Genomic DNA, 20,875 nt, shown 5'->3' on the forward strand with positions numbered 1-20,875 from the left:
CTGCTCATGCTATTTACTCCTTGATTTGCTGGTAACAAACCGAGGCAGTATTTAGCATGGGCATTCTACGGGCAAAGCCCCACATGAACGATCACCACCTCCATAGGAGGTGGTTTAAGATTGATAAAAAAAACCGGGCTGAACGCCCGGTGCTGGTAGGGTCTCTCATTCGGGGGAATAAGGTAGATTTGGATTGTCCAGCCAATGTGTCAAAAAGTGAGATACCGCCTGATTGCGACAATGACCAATCACCGGTAAATGAGGAAGTTCTGCAATAAGTTGCGGCATCGCATTGCCCATGATCAAACCGCGTCCGACACTGTTAAGCATTTCTCGGTCGTTCATGGCATCGCCAAAGGCCATGCAGTCTGCCATCGACAGTCCCAGATGCCCGCTCAGTACCGCCAGAGCCGCCCCTTTATTACAGCCGACCGGCAGTACTTCCAGGCAATCAACCGCAGAGAAGCAAAGATGCGCCCGTGCGCCTAACACGTCTTCCAGTTGAATTTTCAGCCTCGTCAAATCGTCGTGACTGCCACAAAAGCACACTTTGGTTACGCGATCGGCGGGAATACGAGTGACATCCACGATCTGGTAGCGGAATCCGCTATAGACGTGAGCATGCAGTATCTCGGGGATATCTTGCCCGGTAAACCAGCCGTCATCGTTGAAGATATGCATGCTCGCCTGCGTGTCCCAGCGCTGATGCAACACAATCTCCGCCACCGCGGGATCCAGATCCTGACGATGCAGAACTTCCCCTTCGAGGGAATGGACGCGGGTTCCGTTTCCGGTAATCAGAAAGGCATCCAGTGCAAAGGTGCCGAGAATATGGCGCATTTCCAGCACATGACGCCCGGTGGCAAAGGTGAGCGTAATATCGCGTTCACGCAGACGCGCCAGCGTCGAGAGCGTTTCATCACCCAAAAGGTGATTCGGCATTAGCAGGGTGCCATCCATATCAAATGCAGCCAGACGTGCCATTTCGCTCTCCACTCTGAAACAGGTTTAACTTGTGATTGAGTATCACCTGATATATACGGAAGTAATAGTGAATAGATAAACAGAATTGTTCAGGGTTTCTATGCGCCTTCTCAATCGTCTCAATCAGTATCAACGACTCTGGCAGCCCAGCCATGGCGAGCCGCAGTCGGTTACCGTCAGTGAGCTGGCCGAACGCTGTTTCTGTAGTGAGCGGCATGTACGCACATTACTACGCCAGGCGCAGGAAGCAGGCTGGCTGGTCTGGGAGGCGCAGTCGGGTCGCGGTAAACGCGGACAGTTACGCTTTCTGGTTACGCCCGAATCACTGCGCACTGCGATGATGGAACAGGCGCTGGAAAAGGGGCAACAGCGTAGCGTGCTGGAACTGGCACAGCTCGCGCCTGGCGAATTGCGATCGTTGCTACAACCCTTTATGGGCGGGCAATGGCAAAATGATACGCCCACTCTGCGTATCCCCTATTATCGTCAACTTGAGCCGCTACATTCCGGTTTTCTGCCCGGCCGTGCCGAGCAACATCTGGCTGGGCAAATTTTCTCCGGTCTGACCCGTTTTGACAGTAAGACCCAGCGTCCCAGCGGCGATTTGGCGCACCACTGGAATATCTCCCCTGACGGGTTACGCTGGGATTTTTACATTCGCTCCACGCTGTTCTGGCACAATGGCGATGCGCTGGAAAGCACGCAACTGCACAAACGACTACTGATGCTGCTCGACCTCCCGGCGCTGAACCGGTTGTTTATCAGCGTGAAACGGATTGAGGTGACGCATCCGCAGTGTCTGACCTTTATTCTGCATCGTCCGGACTTCTGGCTGGCACACCGGCTGGCAAGCTACGGCTGCCTGCTGGCTCATCCGGAATATCCGGTTATCGGTACTGGCCCTTTTCGTCTGACGCTGTTTACCTCTGAACTGGTGCGACTGGAAAGTCACGACCACTACCATCTCACTCACCCGCTGCTGAAAGCGATTGAGTACTGGATCACTCCACAGCTTTTCGAAAAGGATCTGGGAACCAGTTGCCGTCATCCGGTGCAAATTACGATAGGCAAACCAGAAGAGCTCGCCAGTGTGAGCCCGGTCAGCACCGCCATCAGCCTGGGATTTTGCTATTTAACGCTGAAAAAGAGCGGGCGGCTGACACCTCAACAGGCCCGGCGGCTGGTCAGCCTGATTCATGATTCTTCGCTACTGCAGACGCTGGATGTTGGAGAGAACCTGATTACGCCCAGTACTGAACTCTTACCCGGCTGGGCAATTCCGCAGTGGGAAGGCGTGGAAGACATTCCGCTGCCGAAACAATTAACGCTGATTTATCATCTGCCTGTTGAGTTACATATCATGGCTGAACGCCTGCGGCAGACGCTAATCAGCCTGGGCTGCGAACTGACGCTGATTTTTCATAACGCGAAAACGTGGGATGGTTGCCAACAACTTGCCGAAGCGGACCTGATGATGGGTGACCGGCTGATTGGCGAAGCGCCCGAATATACCCTTGAGCAGTGGTTACGCTGCGATCCGCTCTGGCCTCACGTTCTCGACGCCCCGGCATTCGCCCATTTGCAGGCCACGCTGGATTCATTGCAAATCAGACCGGAAGAGGAGCATCGTCACGCAGCGTTACAGCAGGTTTTCAGCACTCTGATGAGTGACGCTACGCTGACCCCGTTATTTAACTATCACTATCGTATCAGTGCGCCGCCGGGCGTGAACGGTGTACGGCTGAATCCGCGCGGCTGGTTTGAATTCACCGAAGCCTGGCTCCCGCCGCCAGCGTCGTGAAGAAGCTGGTCGGCGAGCAATGCAGGCGTTACCATAGCCACTTTAGCGATTTATCAGGATTAGCCATGAAACGTGCCGTCGTTGTTTTCAGTGGAGGCCAGGACTCCACCACTTGTCTGGCGCAGGCGCTGCATCAGTATGATGAAGTGCATTGCGTAACCTTTGATTATGGTCAGCGCCACCGCGCTGAGATAGATGTTGCACACGATCTGGCCCTGAAACTGGGGGCTCGCGCGCACAAAGTCCTCGATGTAACGCTGCTCAGCGAACTGGCGGTCAGTAGCCTGACCCGCGATAACATCCCGGTGCCGGATTACGAACCGGATGCCGATGGGATCCCGAATACCTTTGTTCCGGGACGTAATATCCTGTTTCTGACCCTGGCGGCCATTTATGCTTATCAGGTTAAAGCAGAAGCGGTCATTACCGGCGTCTGCGAGACCGATTTTTCCGGTTATCCAGACTGCCGTGACGAGTTTGTCAAAGCACTGAATCACGCTATCACGCTCGGAATGGCGAAGGATATCCGCTTTGAAACACCACTGATGTGGATTGATAAAGCCGAAACCTGGGCACTGGCAGACTACTGGGGCAAACTGGATCTGGTTCGCAGAGAAACGCTGACCTGTTATAACGGCATTAAGGGCGACGGTTGCGGTCAGTGTGCGGCCTGTCATCTACGTGCAAATGGCCTGAATCATTATCTGGCGAATAAACAGGCAGTCATGGCAGCCATGAAGCAAAAAACCGGGCTGAAATAATCGCCTTCTGTGCCGGATGACGGTGCAAGCACCTTATCCGGCCTACAGGCAGAGATCGTCCCGGCACTGATAAGCGCTGTGTCATCAGGCAAGCAACGCCATTACTTCACCATCTGTTCCAGCTTTTCGCGCAGTTCTCCTTCCAGCGGAAGCGCCTTCTGCGATTTCAAATCAATACAGACGAACGTGATCAGCGCATCGGCTACCACCTGTCCTTCCGGCTCAAGCGTAATCACCTGGCTCAAAATACCGCTTTTGCCGTTTAGCTGTTGCACCTGGCTGGTGACAGTCAGCAGATCGCTTAACACGGCAGGACGGCGATAGTTGATATTGATGTTAACCACCACAAAAGCGATGTTATGGGCCGACATCCACTGGAAGCTGTCGCTATTTTCCAGCCCATCCCAGCGTGCTTCTTCGAGGAACTCCAGATAACGCGCATTGTTGACGTGTTGATAGACATCGAGATGATAACCCCGGACTTTGATTTGTGTTTGCATAGCGCAGAGACCTTATGTTTTTTTAAAATAGACTTAATGGATTTCAAGTAGAGAGGCCATAACTGGTATGACCTCTAAAAGTCTGGCAAATTATTGCCACTACGCAAGTTATTAAAGTGTTAAAACTGACAGATTCCGTTCAACCAACGAATTCCCCATTCCTGGCACCTGCTTGAGATCATCCACCGTTTTAAAGGGACCATACTCCTCACGATAACTGACAATTGCCTGCGCTTTCTTCAGACCGACACCGTTCATCGCCTTTGCCAGCTCTTCTGCTGACGCAGTATTAATGCTTACCCGGGTGCCTTCCTGATCGCTGGTTTTCGCTGGAGCAGCCTCTTTACTCTTTCCCGCGACCGATGCTTCTGCTTTGGTTTCCACCGCTGCACTTTTCGCAACGGCCGACGAAGCCAGCGCACCTTGCGACATCCCCACGCAGACGAAAGAAAGGCTAATGAGCAGTGCTTTGATTCCATGTTTCATACTGTTTTCTCCTTGTGTGTGAACAGTGGAATCACGATAACGAGGGAGGAACAAACCAACAAACGGCAAAATTCAGAAATGGAAAAGGCCGCGAAAGCGGCCTTCAGAAGTTACAACGTTAATGCAATGATATGCGAGTCGTCTCGATAATTACTGCTGCTGATCCATCGCATCGCCGATTTTGATTTTCGCGGCTTTGCGCAGGTTACTCATCAGCGCTTCAAAGACAATCTGCGCATTGTTCTGGGTGATCCCCTGAACCATCGCTTTTTTCTGTTCTTCTGGCATGGAACCCGCTTTCACTTCGTCCAGCGCCAGCAGAACGACATTGCCCTGCATGTCGTTAGCAATGCCATAACTTGGTTTGTCTTTTGCGGGCAGGCTCAGACCAAACGCAGCCTGGCTGACCGGATCCTGGCCCGTACGGCTCAGCGTTTTAGACGCGCCAAAACTCAGCCCTGCGGCTTTCATCGCCTCAGCGCCTTTACCTGCCTTCAGGTCAACCAGCAGTTTTTCTGCATCCAGTTTCGCCTGTTGCTCTGCTTTGTCATATTTGACGCGTTCTGTCACCTGCGCTTTCACTTCAGACAATGGCTTCACCGCTTCCGCTTTGTGCTCGCTAATGCGCAGTACAAACGCACGATCGCCATCGACGGTGATGATATCGGAGTTTCTGCCCGGCGTGCCGTTTTCGCCTACCAGCGCGCCATCAAAAATCGCATCAGATACCGGTTTGAAATTCAATTCTTCCGGCAGGCTGTCATGGCTAAACCAGCCCGTCTCAACCGCTTTCGCCCCCGCCGCCTGCTCGGCACCAGCCAGAGACTCGGTGTCGTTGTTCGCTGCGTCACTCACTTTCTGTTGCAGGGCAAAGAAGGCATCCAGCGCTTTTTCCTGTTTCACTTTTGCCGCGATCTCATCTCGCGCTTCGCTCAACGGTTTCACTTTCGCCGGTTGAATATCGTCCAGACGCACAATCAGGAAGCCAACCGACGATTTAATCACACCAGAAAGTTGGCCTTTCTCTTTCAGACCGGCATTTTTCAGCTCAGCCGGAGTCGTCGCCTCTTCCAGCCATCCCATGTCGCCGCCGTTACGCGCAGAGATAATATCCGCAGATTTCTCTTTTGCCAGCGCCGCAAAATCACCGCCTTTATTCAGCGCGTCCAGCACCGCTTTGGCTTCATCTTCCGTTTTCGTCTGGATGATGCTGTAACGGTTACGCTGTGGCTGGGTGAACTGATCCTGATGCTGATCGTAATAAGACTGAATATCTTCATCGCTGGCCGGTTTTTGCATGGCTGCCGCATCAAGCTTGATGTAGCTGACGCGGAACTGTTCTGGCGTCATGAAGCTATTTTTGTGCTGCTCATAGAAGCTCGCCACTTCCTGATCGGTCACCTGTTGCTTCGCCGCCAGCGCCTTAACATCAATTGTGGCTTCGCGTACGACACGCTGTTGAGATGCCAGCGCCGCCAGCGCATCGGTCTCCCCTTTGAGCATAAAATCGGTGCCCGCTACGCCGTTAATGACCTGCTGAGTGGTGAGCTGGTTACGCAACGCCTGTGCATACTGGTCAGCCGTCATTCCCATCTGATTCACAATCGCGTTATAGCGGCTGTTATCAAATTTACCGTCAACCTGGAATTGGGGTGTGGAGAAAATGGCTTGTTTAACTTGCTCATCGCTGATGCCAAGTTTCAGTTCACGTGCGTACTGGTCAAGCAGCGCTTCGTCGATCAGACGATTGAGCGTCTGCTGGCGCAGGTTTTTCATGTAACCTTCGTTCGCCGCAAGCTCAGAGTATTGATCGCCAAACTGTTGCTGTATGCGATTACGTTCGTTATTGAACGCATTCTCAAACTGCCCACGGCTGATTTCCTGGTCATTCACTTTAGCGGCGTAGTTCTTGCCTCCGCCAATCAGGTAACCACTCACGCCGGTCAGGATGAACGAGACGATAATGATTCCGAAAATAATCTTGAGCACGAGACTGTTAGCAGCCGTGCGTAAGCTGTCCATCATGGTGTAACCACACTCCGCTGTAGATGACTATACACTGCATTTTCAGGCTGCCTTCGTCGTTGACTGCAGCGATGCAACATGAATATGTTTGAGTATATACGCTTTACGCAGCATGCTGCGCATAAAGGTCTATTGTGACAAGAAATGAGGGCAATTGTCAGCCCACAACGTGTAGAAAATCGGTTCAAAAACAAAAAAGGCACATCAATTGATGCGCCCTTGTACTGTGTCCTGTCCCCGAAAGGGGAACATGCTTAGTTTACCGCGTCTTTCAGTGCCTTGCCTGCACGAAAGCTTGGAACTTTAGCAGCGGCGATGGTGATCTCTTTACCTGTTTGCGGGTTGCGACCAGTACGGGCAGCACGCTCTTTAACAGCAAAAGTACCAAAACCTACCAGCGCAACGTCATCTCCCTCTTTCAGAGATTCGGTAACAGAAGCAATAATTGCATCTAACGCACGTCCAGCTGCAGCTTTAGAGATATCAGCCCCTGCAGCAATTTTGTCGATCAGTTGAGATTTATTCACTCTTCTCTTCCTCATTATAATTTATATCGCACCAGAATCCTTCAAAGTACGACCGCGCAGCAGTTATATCAGGCCTGCCATGCCCTTACAACACCCGATAATGATGGCAAGCCTAATCCGTCATCTAAATTAGCTATACAAAAAAAGGCTGGCAAGTCCGAAATCGCCTGCCAGCCCTGTTTTTATTAGTGCTCTTTGCGCGAGGTCACTATTTTGCAGTTACAACCTGCATCCCGGACGGCTCATTCTGCAATGCGAGGGTCAATACCTCTTCAATGCGTTTCACCGGATGAATATCCAAATCGGCAATAACGTTGTCAGGAATCTCTTCCAGGTCACGTTTGTTTTCATCCGGAATTAAGACCGTTTTAATACCACCGCGGTGTGCAGCCAGAAGTTTTTCCTTTAACCCACCAATCGGCAACACCTGACCACGCAGCGTAATCTCACCGGTCATTGCCACATCGGCACGAACCGGATTGCCCGTCAGACAGGACACCAGCGCCGTACACATGGCGATACCGGCACTCGGACCGTCTTTCGGGGTCGCCCCTTCTGGAACGTGAACGTGGATGTCGCGTTTTTCGTAAAAATCCGAATTAATACCCAGTTTTTCCGCACGCGCACGCACCACAGTCAGCGCTGCCTGGATGGATTCCTGCATCACTTCACCCAGAGAACCGGTGTAGGTCAGTTTGCCTTTCCCCGGAACGCATGCGGTTTCGATGGTCAGCAGATCGCCACCCACTTCTGTCCACGCCAGCCCTGTCACCTGGCCTACGCGGTTTTCATTGTCCGCACGGCCATAATCAAAGCGCTGTACGCCCAGGTAGTCATGCAGGTTATCGCCATTGATCACAATGTGTTTCAGTGATTTATCCAGCAATAACTGCTTAACAGCTTTACGGCAAAGCTTGGAGATTTCACGCTCCAGGCTACGCACGCCGGCTTCGCGGGTGTAGTAACGAATGATGCCAATAATGGCGCTATCGTCCACCGTCAGCTCGCCTTTTTTCAGCGCATTACGTTCAATCTGCTTCGGCAACAGATGCTGCTTCGCGATATTCAGCTTTTCATCTTCGGTGTAACCGGACAGACGAATCACTTCCATACGATCCAGAAGCGGCGCGGGAATATTCATGGAGTTGGAGGTCGCCACAAACATCACATCGCTGAGATCGTAGTCCACTTCCAGGTAGTGATCGCTGAACGCCACGTTCTGCTCAGGATCCAGCACCTCAAGCAATGCAGACGCCGGATCGCCGCGCATGTCTGAAGACATTTTGTCGATCTCATCGAGCAAGAACAGCGGGTTTTTAACGCCCACTTTGGCCATTTTCTGGATCAGTTTACCCGGCATTGAACCGATGTAAGTCCGACGGTGACCGCGAATTTCCGCTTCATCACGAACGCCGCCCAGCGCCATACGGATGTATTTGCGCCCGGTCGCTTTGGCGATGGACTGACCCAGCGAGGTTTTACCTACCCCCGGCGGCCCAACCAGACACAGGATCGGCCCCTTGATTTTGTTCACACGGCTCTGTACCGCGAGATACTCAAGGATGCGGTCTTTCACGCGCTCCAGACCGTAGTGATCGGTGTCGAGAATTTCCTGGGCCTGACGCAGGTCTTTTTTGACCTTGCTACGCGCATTCCACGGAACCTGCACCATCCAGTCAATATAACCACGGACCACGGTCGCTTCAGCAGACATCGGAGACATCATTTTCAGCTTCTGCAATTCGGCTTCCGCTTTCTCTTTCGCCTCTTTCGGCATTTTCGCCGCGTCGATCTTACGCTTCAGCGCTTCGTTTTCATCCGGAGCGTCGTCCATTTCGCCGAGTTCTTTCTGAATCGCTTTCATTTGCTCATTCAGATAGTACTCACGCTGGGACTTCTCCATCTGCTTTTTCACCCGGTTGCGGATACGTTTCTCAACCTGCAGCAGATCGATTTCAGACTCCATCATCGCCATCAGATATTCCAGACGTTCGTTAACGTCTGACATCTCCAGCACGGACTGTTTATCTGCCAGCTTCAGCGGCATATGGGCCGCGATGGTGTCCGCCAGACGCGCCGGATCGTCGATGCTATTGAGCGACGTCAGCACTTCTGGTGGAATTTTCTTGTTCAGCTTGATATAGCCTTCAAACTGGCTGATAGCTGTGCGTACCAGCACTTCCTGTTCGCGCTCGTCAATCGCTGGCGAATCCAGGTACTCCGCTTTCGCAGAGAAATGCTCGCCGTTATCAGACAGCGCAGAAATACGCGCACGCTGTAACCCCTCAACCAGCACTTTGACGGTGCCGTCAGGCAGTTTCAGCATTTGCAAAATAGAGGCCACGGTCCCGACGGTGAAAAGATCGTTTACACCCGGCTCATCCGTTGATGCTTCTTTCTGGGCGACCAGCATGATTTTTTTATCATGGTCCATAGCCGCTTCCAGACAACGGATAGATTTTTCCCGCCCTACAAACAAGGGTATGACCATGTGCGGATAAACCACCACATCGCGCAACGGCAATACGGGGATTTCAATGCGTTCAGAACGCTCAGGATTCATAGAGCTCTCTCTTAGTTTAGTGTCCGCCAGGTAATCAAATGGCATAGCTGTGCGTCATGCCATCTTTAACATGTATGTCAGTATATGGGGATGTTTCCCACACATTCAACGGCATGTTTATGGAAAAATAAAAGGGGAGATAAAATCCCCCCTTTTTGAATAACTGATTGTAAGCGCTGGCTAATTATTCACCAGATGCCTGTTGTGCTTCCGGCTTGCCGTAAATCAGCAATGGCTTGCTTTGACCGCCAATCACCGACTCATCAATGACCACTTTCTCAACGTCCTCCATAGAAGGCAGATCGTACATGGTATCCAGCAACGCCGCTTCTACGATAGACCGCAGACCACGCGCACCGGTTTTACGCGCCATTGCTTTTCTGGCAATCGCATCCAGCGCTTCGTCACGGAACTCCAGATCCACGCCTTCGAGATTGAACAGCGCCTGATACTGTTTCGTCAGCGCGTTTTTCGGCTCTTTCAGGATCTGAATCAGCGCTTCTTCACTCAGTTCGCTCAGCGTCGCCACGACCGGCAGACGACCAATGAACTCAGGAATCAGACCAAACTTGATCAAATCTTCAGGCTCAACCTGGGAAAGCAGTTCACCTTCGCTGGCTTTGTCGGACTGCGCTTTAACCGTCGCGCCAAAACCAATACCGGAGCCGGTTTCAACACGATTGGCAATGACCTTATCCAGACCGGCAAACGCACCGCCACAGATGAACAGGATCTTAGAGGTATCAACCTGCAAGAATTCCTGCTGCGGGTGTTTACGTCCCCCCTGCGGCGGAACGGCAGCAACCGTCCCTTCAATCAATTTCAGCAGCGCCTGCTGTACACCTTCGCCAGAAACATCACGGGTGATGGACGGGTTGTCAGACTTACGCGAGATCTTATCGATCTCATCAATATAGACGATCCCACGCTGCGCCTTCTGCACATCGTAGTCGCACTTCTGCAACAGCTTCTGAATGATATTTTCAACGTCCTCGCCCACATAACCCGCTTCGGTTAACGTGGTGGCATCTGCCATCGTAAACGGGACGTCCAGCAAGCGCGCCAGCGTTTCAGCCAGTAGCGTTTTACCGGAGCCGGTCGGCCCAATCAGCAGAATGTTACTTTTACCCAACTCGACGCCATTGCTGGTGTCACCGTTGCGCAGACGTTTGTAGTGGTTGTATACCGCGACAGCCAGCACTTTCTTCGCCTGTTCCTGACCAATAACATAATCGTCAAGGTGGTTGCGAATTTCATGTGGCGTTGGCAGCGCACTGCGTTCACGGTGCGGCGCCACTTCTTTAATCTCTTCGCGAATGATGTCGTTACATAAATCGACACATTCGTCGCAGATATACACGGATGGACCGGCAATCAGCTTACGCACTTCATGCTGGCTTTTGCCGCAAAAAGAGCAGTACAACAATTTGCCCGAGCCATCTTTGCGTTTATCTGTCATGAGTCAAAACCTCTTCTTTGTTCTTTGTGCCGCACACGACGACGCAAAATGCCATTCTCAGGCGCAAGTCGCTATGTCGCGTTGTGCCGCCCTGGATAAGTATAGCGGCACACTCGCGCCCTGGGCATCAATTACGATGGGTCAAAATTGAGTCGACTAAACCATACTCTACTGCTTCAGCGGCAGAGAGGAAGCGATCTCGCTCGGTATCACGTTCAATCTGCTCAAGCGATTGACCCGTATGGTGTGCCATCAGTTCATTCATACGCCCTTTCACCTTCAGGATTTCACGAGCATGAATTTCAATATCTGTCGCCTGGCCCTGATAACCGCCCAATGGCTGGTGAATCATGACGCGAGAGTTTGGCAGGCAGAAACGTTTACCTTTTGCCCCTGCCGTCAGCAGAAATGCGCCCATTGACGCCGCCTGGCCCATACAGATAGTGCTGACATCCGGCTTGATAAACTGCATGGTGTCATAAATCGACATGCCTGCGGTGATCACCCCGCCCGGAGAGTTAATGTACAGGTAGATATCTTTTTCCGGGTTTTCCGCTTCCAGGAACAGCATCTGCGCCACAATCAGGTTAGCCATATGGTCTTCGACCTGGCCGGTCAGAAAAATGACACGTTCCTTAAGTAGACGAGAGTAGATATCAAAAGAGCGCTCACCACGTGAGGTCTGTTCAATGACCATCGGCACCAGCGCCATATGGGGTGCAAAGTTATCTCGTTCGCCGCTGTATGACATTTCCGTCTCCTGGATAAAAATTGAAAAAACCTGCTGTACCGATTGTAACCTTATGGACGGATTATCAGCTAGTCCCTCTGTTATGGGTACGGCATCGCCATATTTCAAGCATAACAATCTTTTGCTTTAACGCTAACACCGAAAAACGCTTTTTCATATTCTTCCCTGTAAAAGCCATGACAAAAAAAAACCGCTGGTGAGAAACTCAGCGGTTTTTATTTTTGTCGAATGGCGTTACGCCGCTACCGTAGGTCTGATAAGCGCAGCACCATCAGGCACACAACAAGGACGAAGATTACGCCTGCTGGTTCATCAGCTCATTGAAGGTGGTGGCTTTTTCAGTCACTTTCGCTTTCGCGAGAACCGCTTCAACCGCCTGCTCTTCCAGAGCGACGTTACGCATGTTGTCCATCAGCTCTTTATTTTTGCTGTAGAACTCGATCACTTCTTTCGGATCTTCGTAGGCAGAAGCCATCTCTTCGATCAGGCCTTTCACGCGATCTTCATCCGCTTTCAGTTCGTTGGTACGAATCACTTCGCCCAGCAGCAGACCGACAACAACGCGACGCTTAGCCTGTTCTTCGAACAGTTCACGCGGCAGTTCCAGAGCCTGTTTCTCGTTGCCGCCGAAACGCTGAGCAGCCTGACGACGCAGAACGTCGATTTCGCTGTCGATCAGAGCAGCAGGAACATCGATGTCGTTCGCTTTCACCAGACCTTCGATCGCCTGAGATTTAATACGGTTACGCACTGCGCCTTTCAGCTCGCGTTCCATATTTTTACGTACTTCTGCACGCAGACCAGCAACGGAACCATCTTCAACGCCGAAACGTTTGATGAATTCTTCAGTCAGTTCCGGCAGTTCACGCTCTTCAACTTTTTTCAGGTTGATGGCGAATTTCGCCGCTTTACCTTTCAGGTTTTCAGCGTGGTACTCTTCCGGGAAGGTCACATCAATAGTGAATTCTTCGCCAGCTTTGTGACCTTTGATACCGTCTTCAAAGCCCGGGATCATACGACCCTGGCCCATCGCCAGTACGAAGTCAGACGCTTTACCGCCTTCGAACTCTTCGCCATCAACAGAACCGGTGAAGTCGAGCGTTACACGGTCTTCTGCATCAACCGCGCCGTCTTTGTCTTTCCAGGTCGCCTGCTGCTTACGCAGGGTGTCCAGCATCACGTCAACATCAGCGTCGGTCACTTCAACAACCGGTTTTTCAACTTCGATTGCATCCAGGCCGGTCAGTTCAACTTCCGGATAGACTTCAAACTCTACCGCGTAGGTGAAGTCTTCACCCAGCTTGTATTCGCCCGGAACATAGTTCGGTGCGCCAGCCGGATTGATTTTTTCTTTAATGATGGCATCAACGAAGTTGCGGCTCATCAGGTCACCCAGAACGTCCTGGCGAACAGAAGCGCCATAACGCTGAGCAACAACATTCATTGGTACTTTGCCTTTACGGAAGCCGTCAATACGCACTTTCTTCGCTACGTTGACCAGCTCGCTTTTAACAGCGGTCTCGATGCTGTCAGCAGCGATAGTAATCGTTACACGGCGGCCAAGGCCTTGAGTGGTTTCAACTGAAACTTGCATCTTGTTACCTCAAAAAATCACAGTGCTCGGTCAACTCTACTCCGCAAGCACAGATTGTTAGCTTCGCGGAACCGGGATGTTCTCTTAATCAATCACATTCCCTGTCGTCAGAATCATCCCGAAGACATTCAAATAAGACGCGGCATTATAGCGGCATCACTTTTATGAGTCGAGAACGGTTATTGCGCGCGGTTGCGGCATTTTTCACATTTCCCGGCTAATTTTGCTCTGAAAAATGGCTGACCAGTACAAAATTCACGCAAAACAAAACGGCCCACAGGCCGTTTTCGCATAATCTTTAGCAACATACTGGAAAAGCGCCAACGGTTGCAAATCCGTTTTCAGGCGATGCTTCCGGCGCCACGACAAGGCGGTGACGCAAAGATCGTATCCTGCAATCCTTCCCACTCTTTAATCGTGTAAGTATGCAGCGCGAGCGCATGGACTGTGGTGGACAGTTCTGCCGTTAACGTGCTGTAAATCATCCGATGACGATTTAAAAAACGCTCTCCGGCAAAACGATCGCTGACCAAAACCACTTTAAAGTGGCTTTCTGAACCTGCCGGAACATTGTGACGATAGCTTTCATCCACAACTTCGAGGAACACGGGTTGGAACGCAGCCCTTAATTTTTCTTCTATTTGCTCACGTATCATCATGATATATCTCCTCAAACGACGCTGAGATGTCACCCATCCCTTTAAATATTAGCCGCTTTTACCGTTTCTATTACACCATTACAACAAATATTTAGCCTTCGTCTGATTTTCACCGCCAAAGCGATGAAGTTCACTGATTTAGGTTGAGGCCGAATGGCAAAAAGCCCTGGTTTGATCTCAATGGCATCATTATTCGGACAACACGATGAATTTACATACGTTACCCACTTCCCCTCGCCGTTAGCGATGATATGATGGCGGGAATAATTCTCTATCCCTATGTTTAAGATTCACTGAGAACCCTGACATGTTAAAAAAAATCCTTTTCCCATTGGTCGCGCTCTTCATGCTCGCAGGATGTGCAACGCCGCCGACCACCATCGACGTTTCGCCTAAAATAACGCTGCCGCAGCAGGATCCAAGTCTGATGGGCGTGACCGTTAGCATTAATGGTGCCGATCAACGTCAGGACCAGGCGCTGGCTAAAGTGACCCGCGACAATCAACTGGTGACCCTGACCGCATCTCGCGATCTGCGTTTCCTGTTACAAGAAGTACTGGAAAAGCAGATGACCGCCCGCGGCTATATGGTTGGCCCGAACGGCGCAGTAAACCTGCAAATCATTGTTAACCAGCTTTACGCCGACGTCTCCCAGGGCAGCGTTCGCTATAACATCGCGACGAAAGCGGATATAGCGATCATTGCTACCGCGGCAAATGGTAACAAGATGACCAAAAACTACCGTGCCAGTTACTCTGTTGAAGGCGCTTTCCAGGCGACCAATAAAAATATCGCCAACGCGGTTAACAGCGTCCTGACCGACACGATCGCTGACATGTCCCAGGACACCAGCGTCCACGATTTCATCAAACAGAACGCACGTTAATTCATCTTTCTGACCCGGCACCACGCCGGGTCAGCTTTATAACCCCATGCCTAATCACTATTTACGCATTTTTCAGCAACCGAAATCAGCCATATTGCTGATATTGGGCTTTGCCTCTGGTCTGCCACTCGCCTTAACGTCCGGTACCCTCCAGGCGTGGATGACCGTTGAAAACATCGATCTGAAAACTATCGGCTTCTTTTCGCTGGTTGGACAGGCCTACGTTTTTAAGTTTCTCTGGTCTCCGGTGATGGACCGCTATACTCCGCCCTTTTTAGGGCGTCGTCGCGGTTGGCTGCTGACCACACAATGCCTGTTACTTATTTCCATCGCCGCGATGGGTTTTCTTGAGCCCGGCAGCCAACTTCGCTGGATGGCCGCGCTGGCAGTCGTTATCGCGTTCTGCTCCGCCTCGCAGGATATCGTGTTTGATGCCTGGAAAACGGACGTCTTAGCCACCGAAGAGCGTGGAACCGGCGCGGCGATAAGCGTCCTCGGCTATCGGCTTGGGATGTTAGTTTCCGGTGGACTGGCGCTATGGATGGCCGATCGCTGGCTCGGCTGGCAGGGCATGTACTGGCTGATGGCGGCATTGCTCATCCCCTGCATTATCGCCACGCTGCTCGCCCCGGAACCGACAGACACGATTCCGGTGCCAAAAACACTGGAACAGGCGGTGGTCGCGCCGCTGCGCGATTTCTTCGGCCGCAACAACGCCTGGCTCATTTTGCTGCTGATCATCCTTTATAAGCTGGGTGACGCTTTTGCCATGAGCCTGACCACCACCTTTTTGATTCGCGGCGTCGGGTTTGATGCCGGTGAAGTGGGTGTCGTCAATAAAACACTGGGGCTGATTGCCACTATTATTGGCGCGTTGTATGGCGGGGTGTTGATGCAACGCCTGACGCTGTTTCGCGCCTTACTGATCTTCGGCGTCCTTCAGGGCGTCTCTAACGCCGGATACTGGCTTCTCTCTATCACCGACAAACACATGTTCAGCATGGCATCTGCGGTGTTTTTCGAAAACCTGTGTGGCGGCATGGGGACTTCAGCGTTTGTCGCCTTGCTGATGACCCTGTGTAACAAGTCATTTTCCGCCACCCAATTCGCGTTACTGTCAGCACTTTCCGCCGTGGGACGCGTCTACGTTGGTCCCGTGGCAGGGTGGTTTGTTGAATCGCACGGCTGGCCGACGTTTTATCTGTTTTCGGTCGCCGCCGCCGTGCCTGGTCTGATTTTACTACTGGTGTGTCGACAAACGCTGGAGTACACACGCGAAAGTGGAAGCTTTCTGCCACGCACAGAATTCCGTTCAGCCTACACGCTGGCGTTATGGATTTTGATGGTGGGATGCGCGCTGCTTGCCGTCTGGCTGCTGTTGCTGTCCATGAACGCGCTGGACTATACCCATTTTTCCTTCCTCACCGGTTTGCTGGAAGTCGCGGTGACCGTCGCCATCTCCGGTATCGTTTTTGGCGGTTTGCTTGACTATCTGGCGCTGCGGAAAACGCGGCTGGTGTAAAATGCTGCGCTTATTTAGCCGGTGTAATCACCCTACGTAATTATATCGGCTAAATAACCAGCAACTGAGAAAAAGAATATTTGTTGTTTTGTGCGCAATAGAATCTGGAAATTATTGACGCCTTTTATATGTTTTATTTTCCTTACTCGATTCAGCCAGCTCACCTTTATTTTTTGTACTTCATTTGTCTTTTTATTGATAATTAATTGTTAACTAATTGTTTTAATTTCGCATTGGTTATACCAATTGCCCTCTCACTGCCTCTCTCCCGTTCCCTTTCGTTATAACGTGATGTTGCAACAGGTTCTTAATGCTGAGACGACATATCTTGCAACATATGTGACACGGGCGGCAGAAGCTGGTAACACAGATCTAATGATGTTTACAGTAATGTAACCTTCCCGTAAAATGCCCACACACTTTAAACGCCACCAGGTCCCGTGGAATTGAGGTCGTTAAATGAGACTCAGGAAATACAATAAAAGTTTGGGATGGTTGTCATTAATTGCAGGCACTGCATTACTCAGTGGCTGTAATTCTGCGCTGTTAGATCCCAAAGGACAGATTGGACTGGAGCAACGTTCGCTGATACTGACGGCATTTGGCCTGATGTTGATCGTCGTTATCCCTGCAATCTTGATGGCTGTCGGTTTCGCCTGGAAGTATCGTGCGAGCAATAAAGATGCAAAGTATAGCCCTAACTGGTCACACTCCAATAAAGTGGAAGCGGTGGTCTGGACGGTGCCTATCTTAATCATCATTTTCCTTGCCGTGCTGACCTGGAAAACCACTCACGCTCTTGAGCCAAGCAAGCCGCTGGCGCATGACGAGAAGCCCATTACCATCGAAGTGGTTTCCATGGACTGGAAATGGTTCTTCATCTACCCGGAACAGGGCATTGCAACCGTGAATGAAATCGCCTTCCCGGCGAACACTCCGGTGTACTTCAAAGTGACCTCTAACTCCGTGATGAACTCCTTCTTTATCCCGCGTCTGGGCAGCCAGATTTATGCCATGGCCGGTATGCAGACTCGACTGCATCTGATCGCCAACGAAGCCGGTACTTACGACGGTATCTCCGCAAGTTATAGCGGACCGGGCTTCTCAGGCATGAAGTTCAAGGCGATAGCCACACCGGACCGCGCCGCATTCGACCAATGGGTTGCTAAAGCGAAACAATCACCGAACACCATGAGTGATATGGCTGCGTTCGAGAAAGTGGCTGCGCCAAGCGAATACAACCAGGTGGAATATTTCTCCAACGTGAAACCCGATTTGTTTAAAGACGTTATTAACAAATTTATGGCTCACGGTCAGAGCATGGACATGACCCAACCAGAAGGTGAGCACAGCTCGCACGAAGGAATGGAAGGCATGGACATGAGCCACGCGGAAGCCGCCAACTCAAGGGGCTGAGGAAGAATACGATGTTCGGAAAATTGACACTGGATGCAGTTCCGTTCCATGAACCCATCGTCATGGTTACGATCGCTGCTATTATCATCGGTGGTGCGGCTTTACTTGGCCTGATTACTTACTTTGGTAAGTGGACCTACCTGTGGAAAGAGTGGCTAACTTCGGTTGACCACAAACGCCTTGGCATCATGTATGTCATCGTCGCCATCGTCATGTTGATTCGTGGCTTTGCGGACGCCATCATGATGCGTAGTCAGCAAGCGCTGGCGTCTGCAGGTGAAGCGGGCTTCCTGCCGCCTCACCACTATGATCAGATCTTCACGGCTCACGGCGTGATCATGATCTTCTTCGTGGCAATGCCATTTGTTATCGGTCTGATGAACCTGGTGGTTCCACTGCAGATCGGTGCGCGTGACGTTGCGTTCCCGTTCCTGAACAACCTGAGCTTCTGGTTCACCGTTGTCGGGGTTATCCTGGTTAACCTGTCTCTGGGTGTTGGTGAATTCGCGCAGACTGGTTGGCTGGCGTACCCGCCGCTCTCGGGAATTGAGTACAGTCCAAGCGTCGGGGTCGACTATTGGATATGGGCAGTCCAGTTGTCCGGTATTGGTACAACCCTGACCGGTATCAACTTCTTTGTGACTATCATTAAGATGCGCGCGCCAGGCATGACTATGTTCAAGATGCCGGTCTTTACCTGGGCATCGCTGTGCGCAAACATCCTGATTATCGCCTCCTTCCCGATTCTGACGGTTACCGTCGCGTTGCTGACCCTGGATCGTTATCTGGGCACCCATTTCTTTACCAACGATATGGGCGGCAACATGATGATGTACATCAACCTGATTTGGGCCTGGGGCCATCCGGAAGTGTACATTCTGATTCTGCCGGTATTCGGGGTGTTCTCGGAAATCGCCGCGACCTTCTCACGTAAACGTCTGTTTGGTTACACCTCGCTGGTGTGGGCAACCGTGTGTATTACCGTACTGTCGTTCATCGTCTGGCTGCACCACTTCTTCACCATGGGTGCCGGTGCGAACGTTAACGCTTTCTTCGGTATTACCACCATGATTATCGCCATCCCGACCGGGGTGAAGATCTTCAACTGGCTGTTCACCATGTATCAGGGCCGTATCGTATTCCACTCAGCAATGCTGTGGACGATTGGCTTTATCGTGACCTTCTCAGTCGGCGGGATGACCGGCGTACTGCTGGCGGTCCCGGGCGCGGACTTCGTACTGCATAACAGTCTGTTCCTGATTGCGCACTTCCATAACGTTATTATCGGCGGCGTGGTATTTGGTTGCTTCGCGGGTATGACCTACTGGTGGCCAAAAGCGTTTGGCTTCACGCTGAACGAAACCTGGGGTAAACGCGCGTTCTGGTTCTGGATCATCGGCTTCTTCGTAGCATTTATGCCGCTGTACGTACTGGGCTTTATGGGGATGACCCGTCGTCTCAGCCAGCAGATTGACCCGCAGTTCCACCCGATGCTGGTTGTTGCTGCCTGTGGTGCCGCGCTGATTGCGGTGGGTATCCTGTGCCAGTTCATTCAGATGTATGTCTCTATTCGCGACCGCGAACAGAACCGTGATCTGACCGGTGACCCATGGGGTGGCCGTACGCTGGAATGGGCAACGTCTTCCCCGCCTCCGTTCTATAACTTTGCCGTTGTGCCACACGTTCATGAGCGTGATGCCTTCTGGGAAATGAAAGAAAAAGGTGAAGCGTACAAGCAGCCTGCACACTATGAAGAGATTCATATGCCGAAGAATAGCGGTGCCGGTATCGTCATTACCGCCTTCGCTACGCTGTTTGGTTTCGCCATGATCTGGCATATCTGGTGGCTGGCGATTGCAAGCTTCGCAGGCATGATCATCAGCTGGATTGTGAAAAGCTTTGATGAAGATGTGGATTACTACGTGCCGGTCCCGGAAATCGAAAAACTGGAAAATCAGCATTTCGATGAGATTACTAAGGCAGGGCTGAAAAATGGCAACTGATACTTTAGCGCACGCGACTGCCCACGCGCACGAACACGGGCACCACGATGCAGGCCAGAACAAAATCTTCGGATTTTGGATCTACCTGATGAGCGACTGCATTCTGTTCTCTATTCTGTTTGCTACCTATGCCGTTCTGGTGAACGGCACCGCAGGTGGCCCGACAGGTAAGGACATTTTCGAACTGCCGTTCGTTCTGGTTGAAACTTTCCTGCTGTTGTTCAGCTCCATCACCTATGGCATGGCGGCGATCGCCATGCACAAGAACAACAAGAGCCAGGTGGTTTCCTGGCTGGCGTTGACCTTCTTGTTTGGTGCCGGCTTCATCGGGATGGAAATCTATGAATTCCATCATCTGATTGTTAACGGTATGGGCCCGGATCGCAGCGGCTTCCTCTCTGCGTTCTTCGCGCTGGTCGGCACCCACGGTCTGCACGTGACGTCCGGTCTTATCTGGATGGCCGTGCTAATGGTACAGGTCGCCCGTCGCGGCCTGACCAGCACCAACCGCACCCGCATCATGTGCCTGAGCCTGTTCTGGCACTTCCTGGACGTGGTATGGATCTGTGTGTTCACTGTTGTTTATCTGATGGGGGCGATGTAATGAGTCATTCTAACGAGAGCGGCGGCGCGTCCCATGGCAGCGTAAAAACCTACATGACAGGATTTATCCTGTCGGTAATCCTGACGGTCATCCCGTTCTGGATGGTAATGACGGGTGCAGCCTCTCCGGCCGTAATTCTGGGGACTATTCTGGCAATGGCAGTGGTGCAGATTCTGGTGCATCTGGTGTGCTTCCTGCACATGAACACCAAGTCGGATGAAGGCTGGAACATGACGGCTTTTGTCTTTACCGTGCTGATCATCGCCATCCTGGTTGTCGGTTCCATCTGGATCATGTGGAACCTCAACTACAATATGATGATGCACTAAGAGCG

General features: G+C 51.7%; 18 protein-coding genes. 8 read left to right on the forward strand and 10 right to left on the reverse strand.

The window, feature by feature from the left end:
• Window positions 1–165: 165 nt before the first annotated feature.
• Window positions 166–984, reverse strand: a complete 819-nt coding sequence (gene cof, locus WB371_RS15695) for an HMP-PP phosphatase (RefSeq protein WP_336220973.1) — start codon at window positions 982–984, stop codon at window positions 166–168.
• Between the two features lie 100 nt (window positions 985–1,084).
• On the opposite strand from cof, the gene WB371_RS15700 reads away from it, so the two are divergent.
• Window positions 1,085–2,785 (forward strand): SgrR family transcriptional regulator, encoded by a 1,701-nt coding sequence (locus WB371_RS15700; protein ID WP_336220974.1) that lies wholly within the window; start codon window positions 1,085–1,087, stop codon window positions 2,783–2,785.
• A 65-nt stretch (window positions 2,786–2,850) separates the two neighbouring features.
• Window positions 2,851–3,546 carry a 7-cyano-7-deazaguanine synthase QueC gene (gene queC, locus WB371_RS15705; RefSeq protein WP_336220975.1) on the forward strand — a complete coding sequence of 232 codons (696 nt, stop codon included), beginning with the start codon at window positions 2,851–2,853 and terminating at the stop codon, window positions 3,544–3,546.
• Between the two features lie 101 nt (window positions 3,547–3,647).
• Here the strand turns inward: queC and fadM are convergent, their stop codons facing one another.
• The 9 genes from fadM to bolA all read right to left on the reverse strand — a co-directional run bounded on the left by fadM (window position 3,648) and on the right by bolA (window position 14,110).
• Window positions 3,648–4,046 carry a long-chain acyl-CoA thioesterase FadM gene (gene fadM / locus WB371_RS15710; protein ID WP_336220976.1) on the reverse strand — a complete coding sequence of 133 codons (399 nt, stop codon included), beginning with the start codon at window positions 4,044–4,046 and terminating at the stop codon, window positions 3,648–3,650.
• A 111-nt stretch (window positions 4,047–4,157) separates the two neighbouring features.
• Window positions 4,158–4,532, reverse strand: coding sequence for a helix-hairpin-helix domain-containing protein (locus WB371_RS15715; RefSeq protein WP_336220977.1), 375 nt, complete (start codon window positions 4,530–4,532; stop codon window positions 4,158–4,160).
• Between the two features lie 150 nt (window positions 4,533–4,682).
• Window positions 4,683–6,557 (reverse strand): peptidylprolyl isomerase, encoded by a 1,875-nt coding sequence (gene ppiD, locus WB371_RS15720; RefSeq protein WP_336220978.1) that lies wholly within the window; start codon window positions 6,555–6,557, stop codon window positions 4,683–4,685.
• Window positions 6,558–6,811: 254 nt separating this feature from the next.
• On the reverse strand, window positions 6,812–7,099 hold the full coding sequence (hupB, locus tag WB371_RS15725) for a nucleoid-associated protein HU-beta (protein WP_336220979.1): 288 nt from the start codon (window positions 7,097–7,099) through the stop codon (window positions 6,812–6,814).
• A 193-nt stretch (window positions 7,100–7,292) separates the two neighbouring features.
• The gene (lon, locus tag WB371_RS15730) at window positions 7,293–9,647 is read right to left on the reverse strand and encodes an endopeptidase La (RefSeq protein ID WP_336220980.1); all 2,355 of its coding nucleotides are present in this window, start codon (window positions 9,645–9,647) and stop codon (window positions 7,293–7,295) included.
• A gap of 184 nt (window positions 9,648–9,831) precedes the next feature.
• A complete protein-coding gene (gene clpX / locus WB371_RS15735) occupies window positions 9,832–11,106 on the reverse strand; it encodes an ATP-dependent protease ATP-binding subunit ClpX (protein ID WP_336220981.1) in 1,275 nt (424 codons plus the stop codon).
• 127 nt (window positions 11,107–11,233) lie between these two features.
• Window positions 11,234–11,857 carry an ATP-dependent Clp endopeptidase proteolytic subunit ClpP gene (gene clpP / locus WB371_RS15740; RefSeq protein WP_002891804.1) on the reverse strand — a complete coding sequence of 208 codons (624 nt, stop codon included), beginning with the start codon at window positions 11,855–11,857 and terminating at the stop codon, window positions 11,234–11,236.
• Window positions 11,858–12,152: 295 nt separating this feature from the next.
• Window positions 12,153–13,451 carry a trigger factor gene (gene tig, locus WB371_RS15745; RefSeq protein WP_336220982.1) on the reverse strand — a complete coding sequence of 433 codons (1,299 nt, stop codon included), beginning with the start codon at window positions 13,449–13,451 and terminating at the stop codon, window positions 12,153–12,155.
• Window positions 13,452–13,792: 341 nt separating this feature from the next.
• The gene (gene bolA / locus WB371_RS15750; protein WP_336220983.1) at window positions 13,793–14,110 is read right to left on the reverse strand and encodes a transcriptional regulator BolA; all 318 of its coding nucleotides are present in this window, start codon (window positions 14,108–14,110) and stop codon (window positions 13,793–13,795) included.
• A gap of 307 nt (window positions 14,111–14,417) precedes the next feature.
• Between bolA and WB371_RS15755 the strand changes: the two genes are divergently transcribed.
• From WB371_RS15755 to WB371_RS15780, 6 genes are all read left to right on the forward strand, one after another.
• Window positions 14,418–14,996, forward strand: a complete 579-nt coding sequence (locus tag WB371_RS15755; protein WP_336220984.1) for a lipoprotein — start codon at window positions 14,418–14,420, stop codon at window positions 14,994–14,996.
• Between the two features lie 46 nt (window positions 14,997–15,042).
• The gene (gene ampG, locus WB371_RS15760) at window positions 15,043–16,518 is read left to right on the forward strand and encodes a muropeptide MFS transporter AmpG (protein WP_336220985.1); all 1,476 of its coding nucleotides are present in this window, start codon (window positions 15,043–15,045) and stop codon (window positions 16,516–16,518) included.
• Window positions 16,519–16,977: 459 nt separating this feature from the next.
• Complete coding sequence (cyoA, locus tag WB371_RS15765) at window positions 16,978–17,934, forward strand: cytochrome o ubiquinol oxidase subunit II (protein WP_336220986.1); 957 nt, start codon at window positions 16,978–16,980, stop codon at window positions 17,932–17,934.
• Between the two features lie 11 nt (window positions 17,935–17,945).
• Entirely contained in the window at window positions 17,946–19,937 is a 1,992-nt protein-coding gene (cyoB, locus tag WB371_RS15770; protein ID WP_336220987.1) for a cytochrome o ubiquinol oxidase subunit I, read from the forward strand.
• A complete protein-coding gene (locus WB371_RS15775) occupies window positions 19,927–20,541 on the forward strand; it encodes a cytochrome o ubiquinol oxidase subunit III (protein WP_336220988.1) in 615 nt (204 codons plus the stop codon). Before cyoB ends, WB371_RS15775 begins: the two co-directional genes overlap by 11 nt.
• Window positions 20,541–20,870, forward strand: coding sequence for a cytochrome o ubiquinol oxidase subunit IV (locus WB371_RS15780; RefSeq protein WP_336220989.1), 330 nt, complete (start codon window positions 20,541–20,543; stop codon window positions 20,868–20,870). The genes WB371_RS15775 and WB371_RS15780 overlap by 1 nt, the downstream gene beginning before the upstream one ends.
• Window positions 20,871–20,875: the final 5 nt, after the last annotated feature.

The organism is Citrobacter amalonaticus, from assembly GCF_037053465.1.
GTDB classification, from domain to species: Bacteria; Pseudomonadota; Gammaproteobacteria; order Enterobacterales; family Enterobacteriaceae; genus Citrobacter_A; species Citrobacter_A amalonaticus_H.

Bases quoted from the DNA above. Each gene is read 5' to 3' on its own strand.
- cof (WP_336220973.1), bottom strand. From the start codon at position 984: ATGGCACGTCTGGCTGCATTTGATATGGATGGCACCCTGCTAATGCCG.
- WB371_RS15700 (WP_336220974.1), top strand. From the start codon at position 1,085: ATGCGCCTTCTCAATCGTCTCAATCAGTATCAACGACTCTGGCAGCCC.
- queC (WP_336220975.1), top strand. From the start codon at position 2,851: ATGAAACGTGCCGTCGTTGTTTTCAGTGGAGGCCAGGACTCCACCACT.
- fadM (WP_336220976.1), bottom strand. From the start codon at position 4,046: ATGCAAACACAAATCAAAGTCCGGGGTTATCATCTCGATGTCTATCAA.
- WB371_RS15715 (WP_336220977.1), bottom strand. From the start codon at position 4,532: ATGAAACATGGAATCAAAGCACTGCTCATTAGCCTTTCTTTCGTCTGC.
- ppiD (WP_336220978.1), bottom strand. From the start codon at position 6,557: ATGATGGACAGCTTACGCACGGCTGCTAACAGTCTCGTGCTCAAGATT.
- hupB (WP_336220979.1), bottom strand. From the start codon at position 7,099: ATGAGGAAGAGAAGAGTGAATAAATCTCAACTGATCGACAAAATTGCT.
- lon (WP_336220980.1), bottom strand. From the start codon at position 9,647: ATGAATCCTGAGCGTTCTGAACGCATTGAAATCCCCGTATTGCCGTTG.
- clpX (WP_336220981.1), bottom strand. From the start codon at position 11,106: ATGACAGATAAACGCAAAGATGGCTCGGGCAAATTGTTGTACTGCTCT.
- clpP (WP_002891804.1), bottom strand. From the start codon at position 11,857: ATGTCATACAGCGGCGAACGAGATAACTTTGCACCCCATATGGCGCTG.
- tig (WP_336220982.1), bottom strand. From the start codon at position 13,451: ATGCAAGTTTCAGTTGAAACCACTCAAGGCCTTGGCCGCCGTGTAACG.
- bolA (WP_336220983.1), bottom strand. From the start codon at position 14,110: ATGATGATACGTGAGCAAATAGAAGAAAAATTAAGGGCTGCGTTCCAA.
- WB371_RS15755 (WP_336220984.1), top strand. From the start codon at position 14,418: ATGTTAAAAAAAATCCTTTTCCCATTGGTCGCGCTCTTCATGCTCGCA.
- ampG (WP_336220985.1), top strand. From the start codon at position 15,043: ATGCCTAATCACTATTTACGCATTTTTCAGCAACCGAAATCAGCCATA.
- cyoA (WP_336220986.1), top strand. From the start codon at position 16,978: ATGAGACTCAGGAAATACAATAAAAGTTTGGGATGGTTGTCATTAATT.
- cyoB (WP_336220987.1), top strand. From the start codon at position 17,946: ATGTTCGGAAAATTGACACTGGATGCAGTTCCGTTCCATGAACCCATC.
- WB371_RS15775 (WP_336220988.1), top strand. From the start codon at position 19,927: ATGGCAACTGATACTTTAGCGCACGCGACTGCCCACGCGCACGAACAC.
- WB371_RS15780 (WP_336220989.1), top strand. From the start codon at position 20,541: ATGAGTCATTCTAACGAGAGCGGCGGCGCGTCCCATGGCAGCGTAAAA.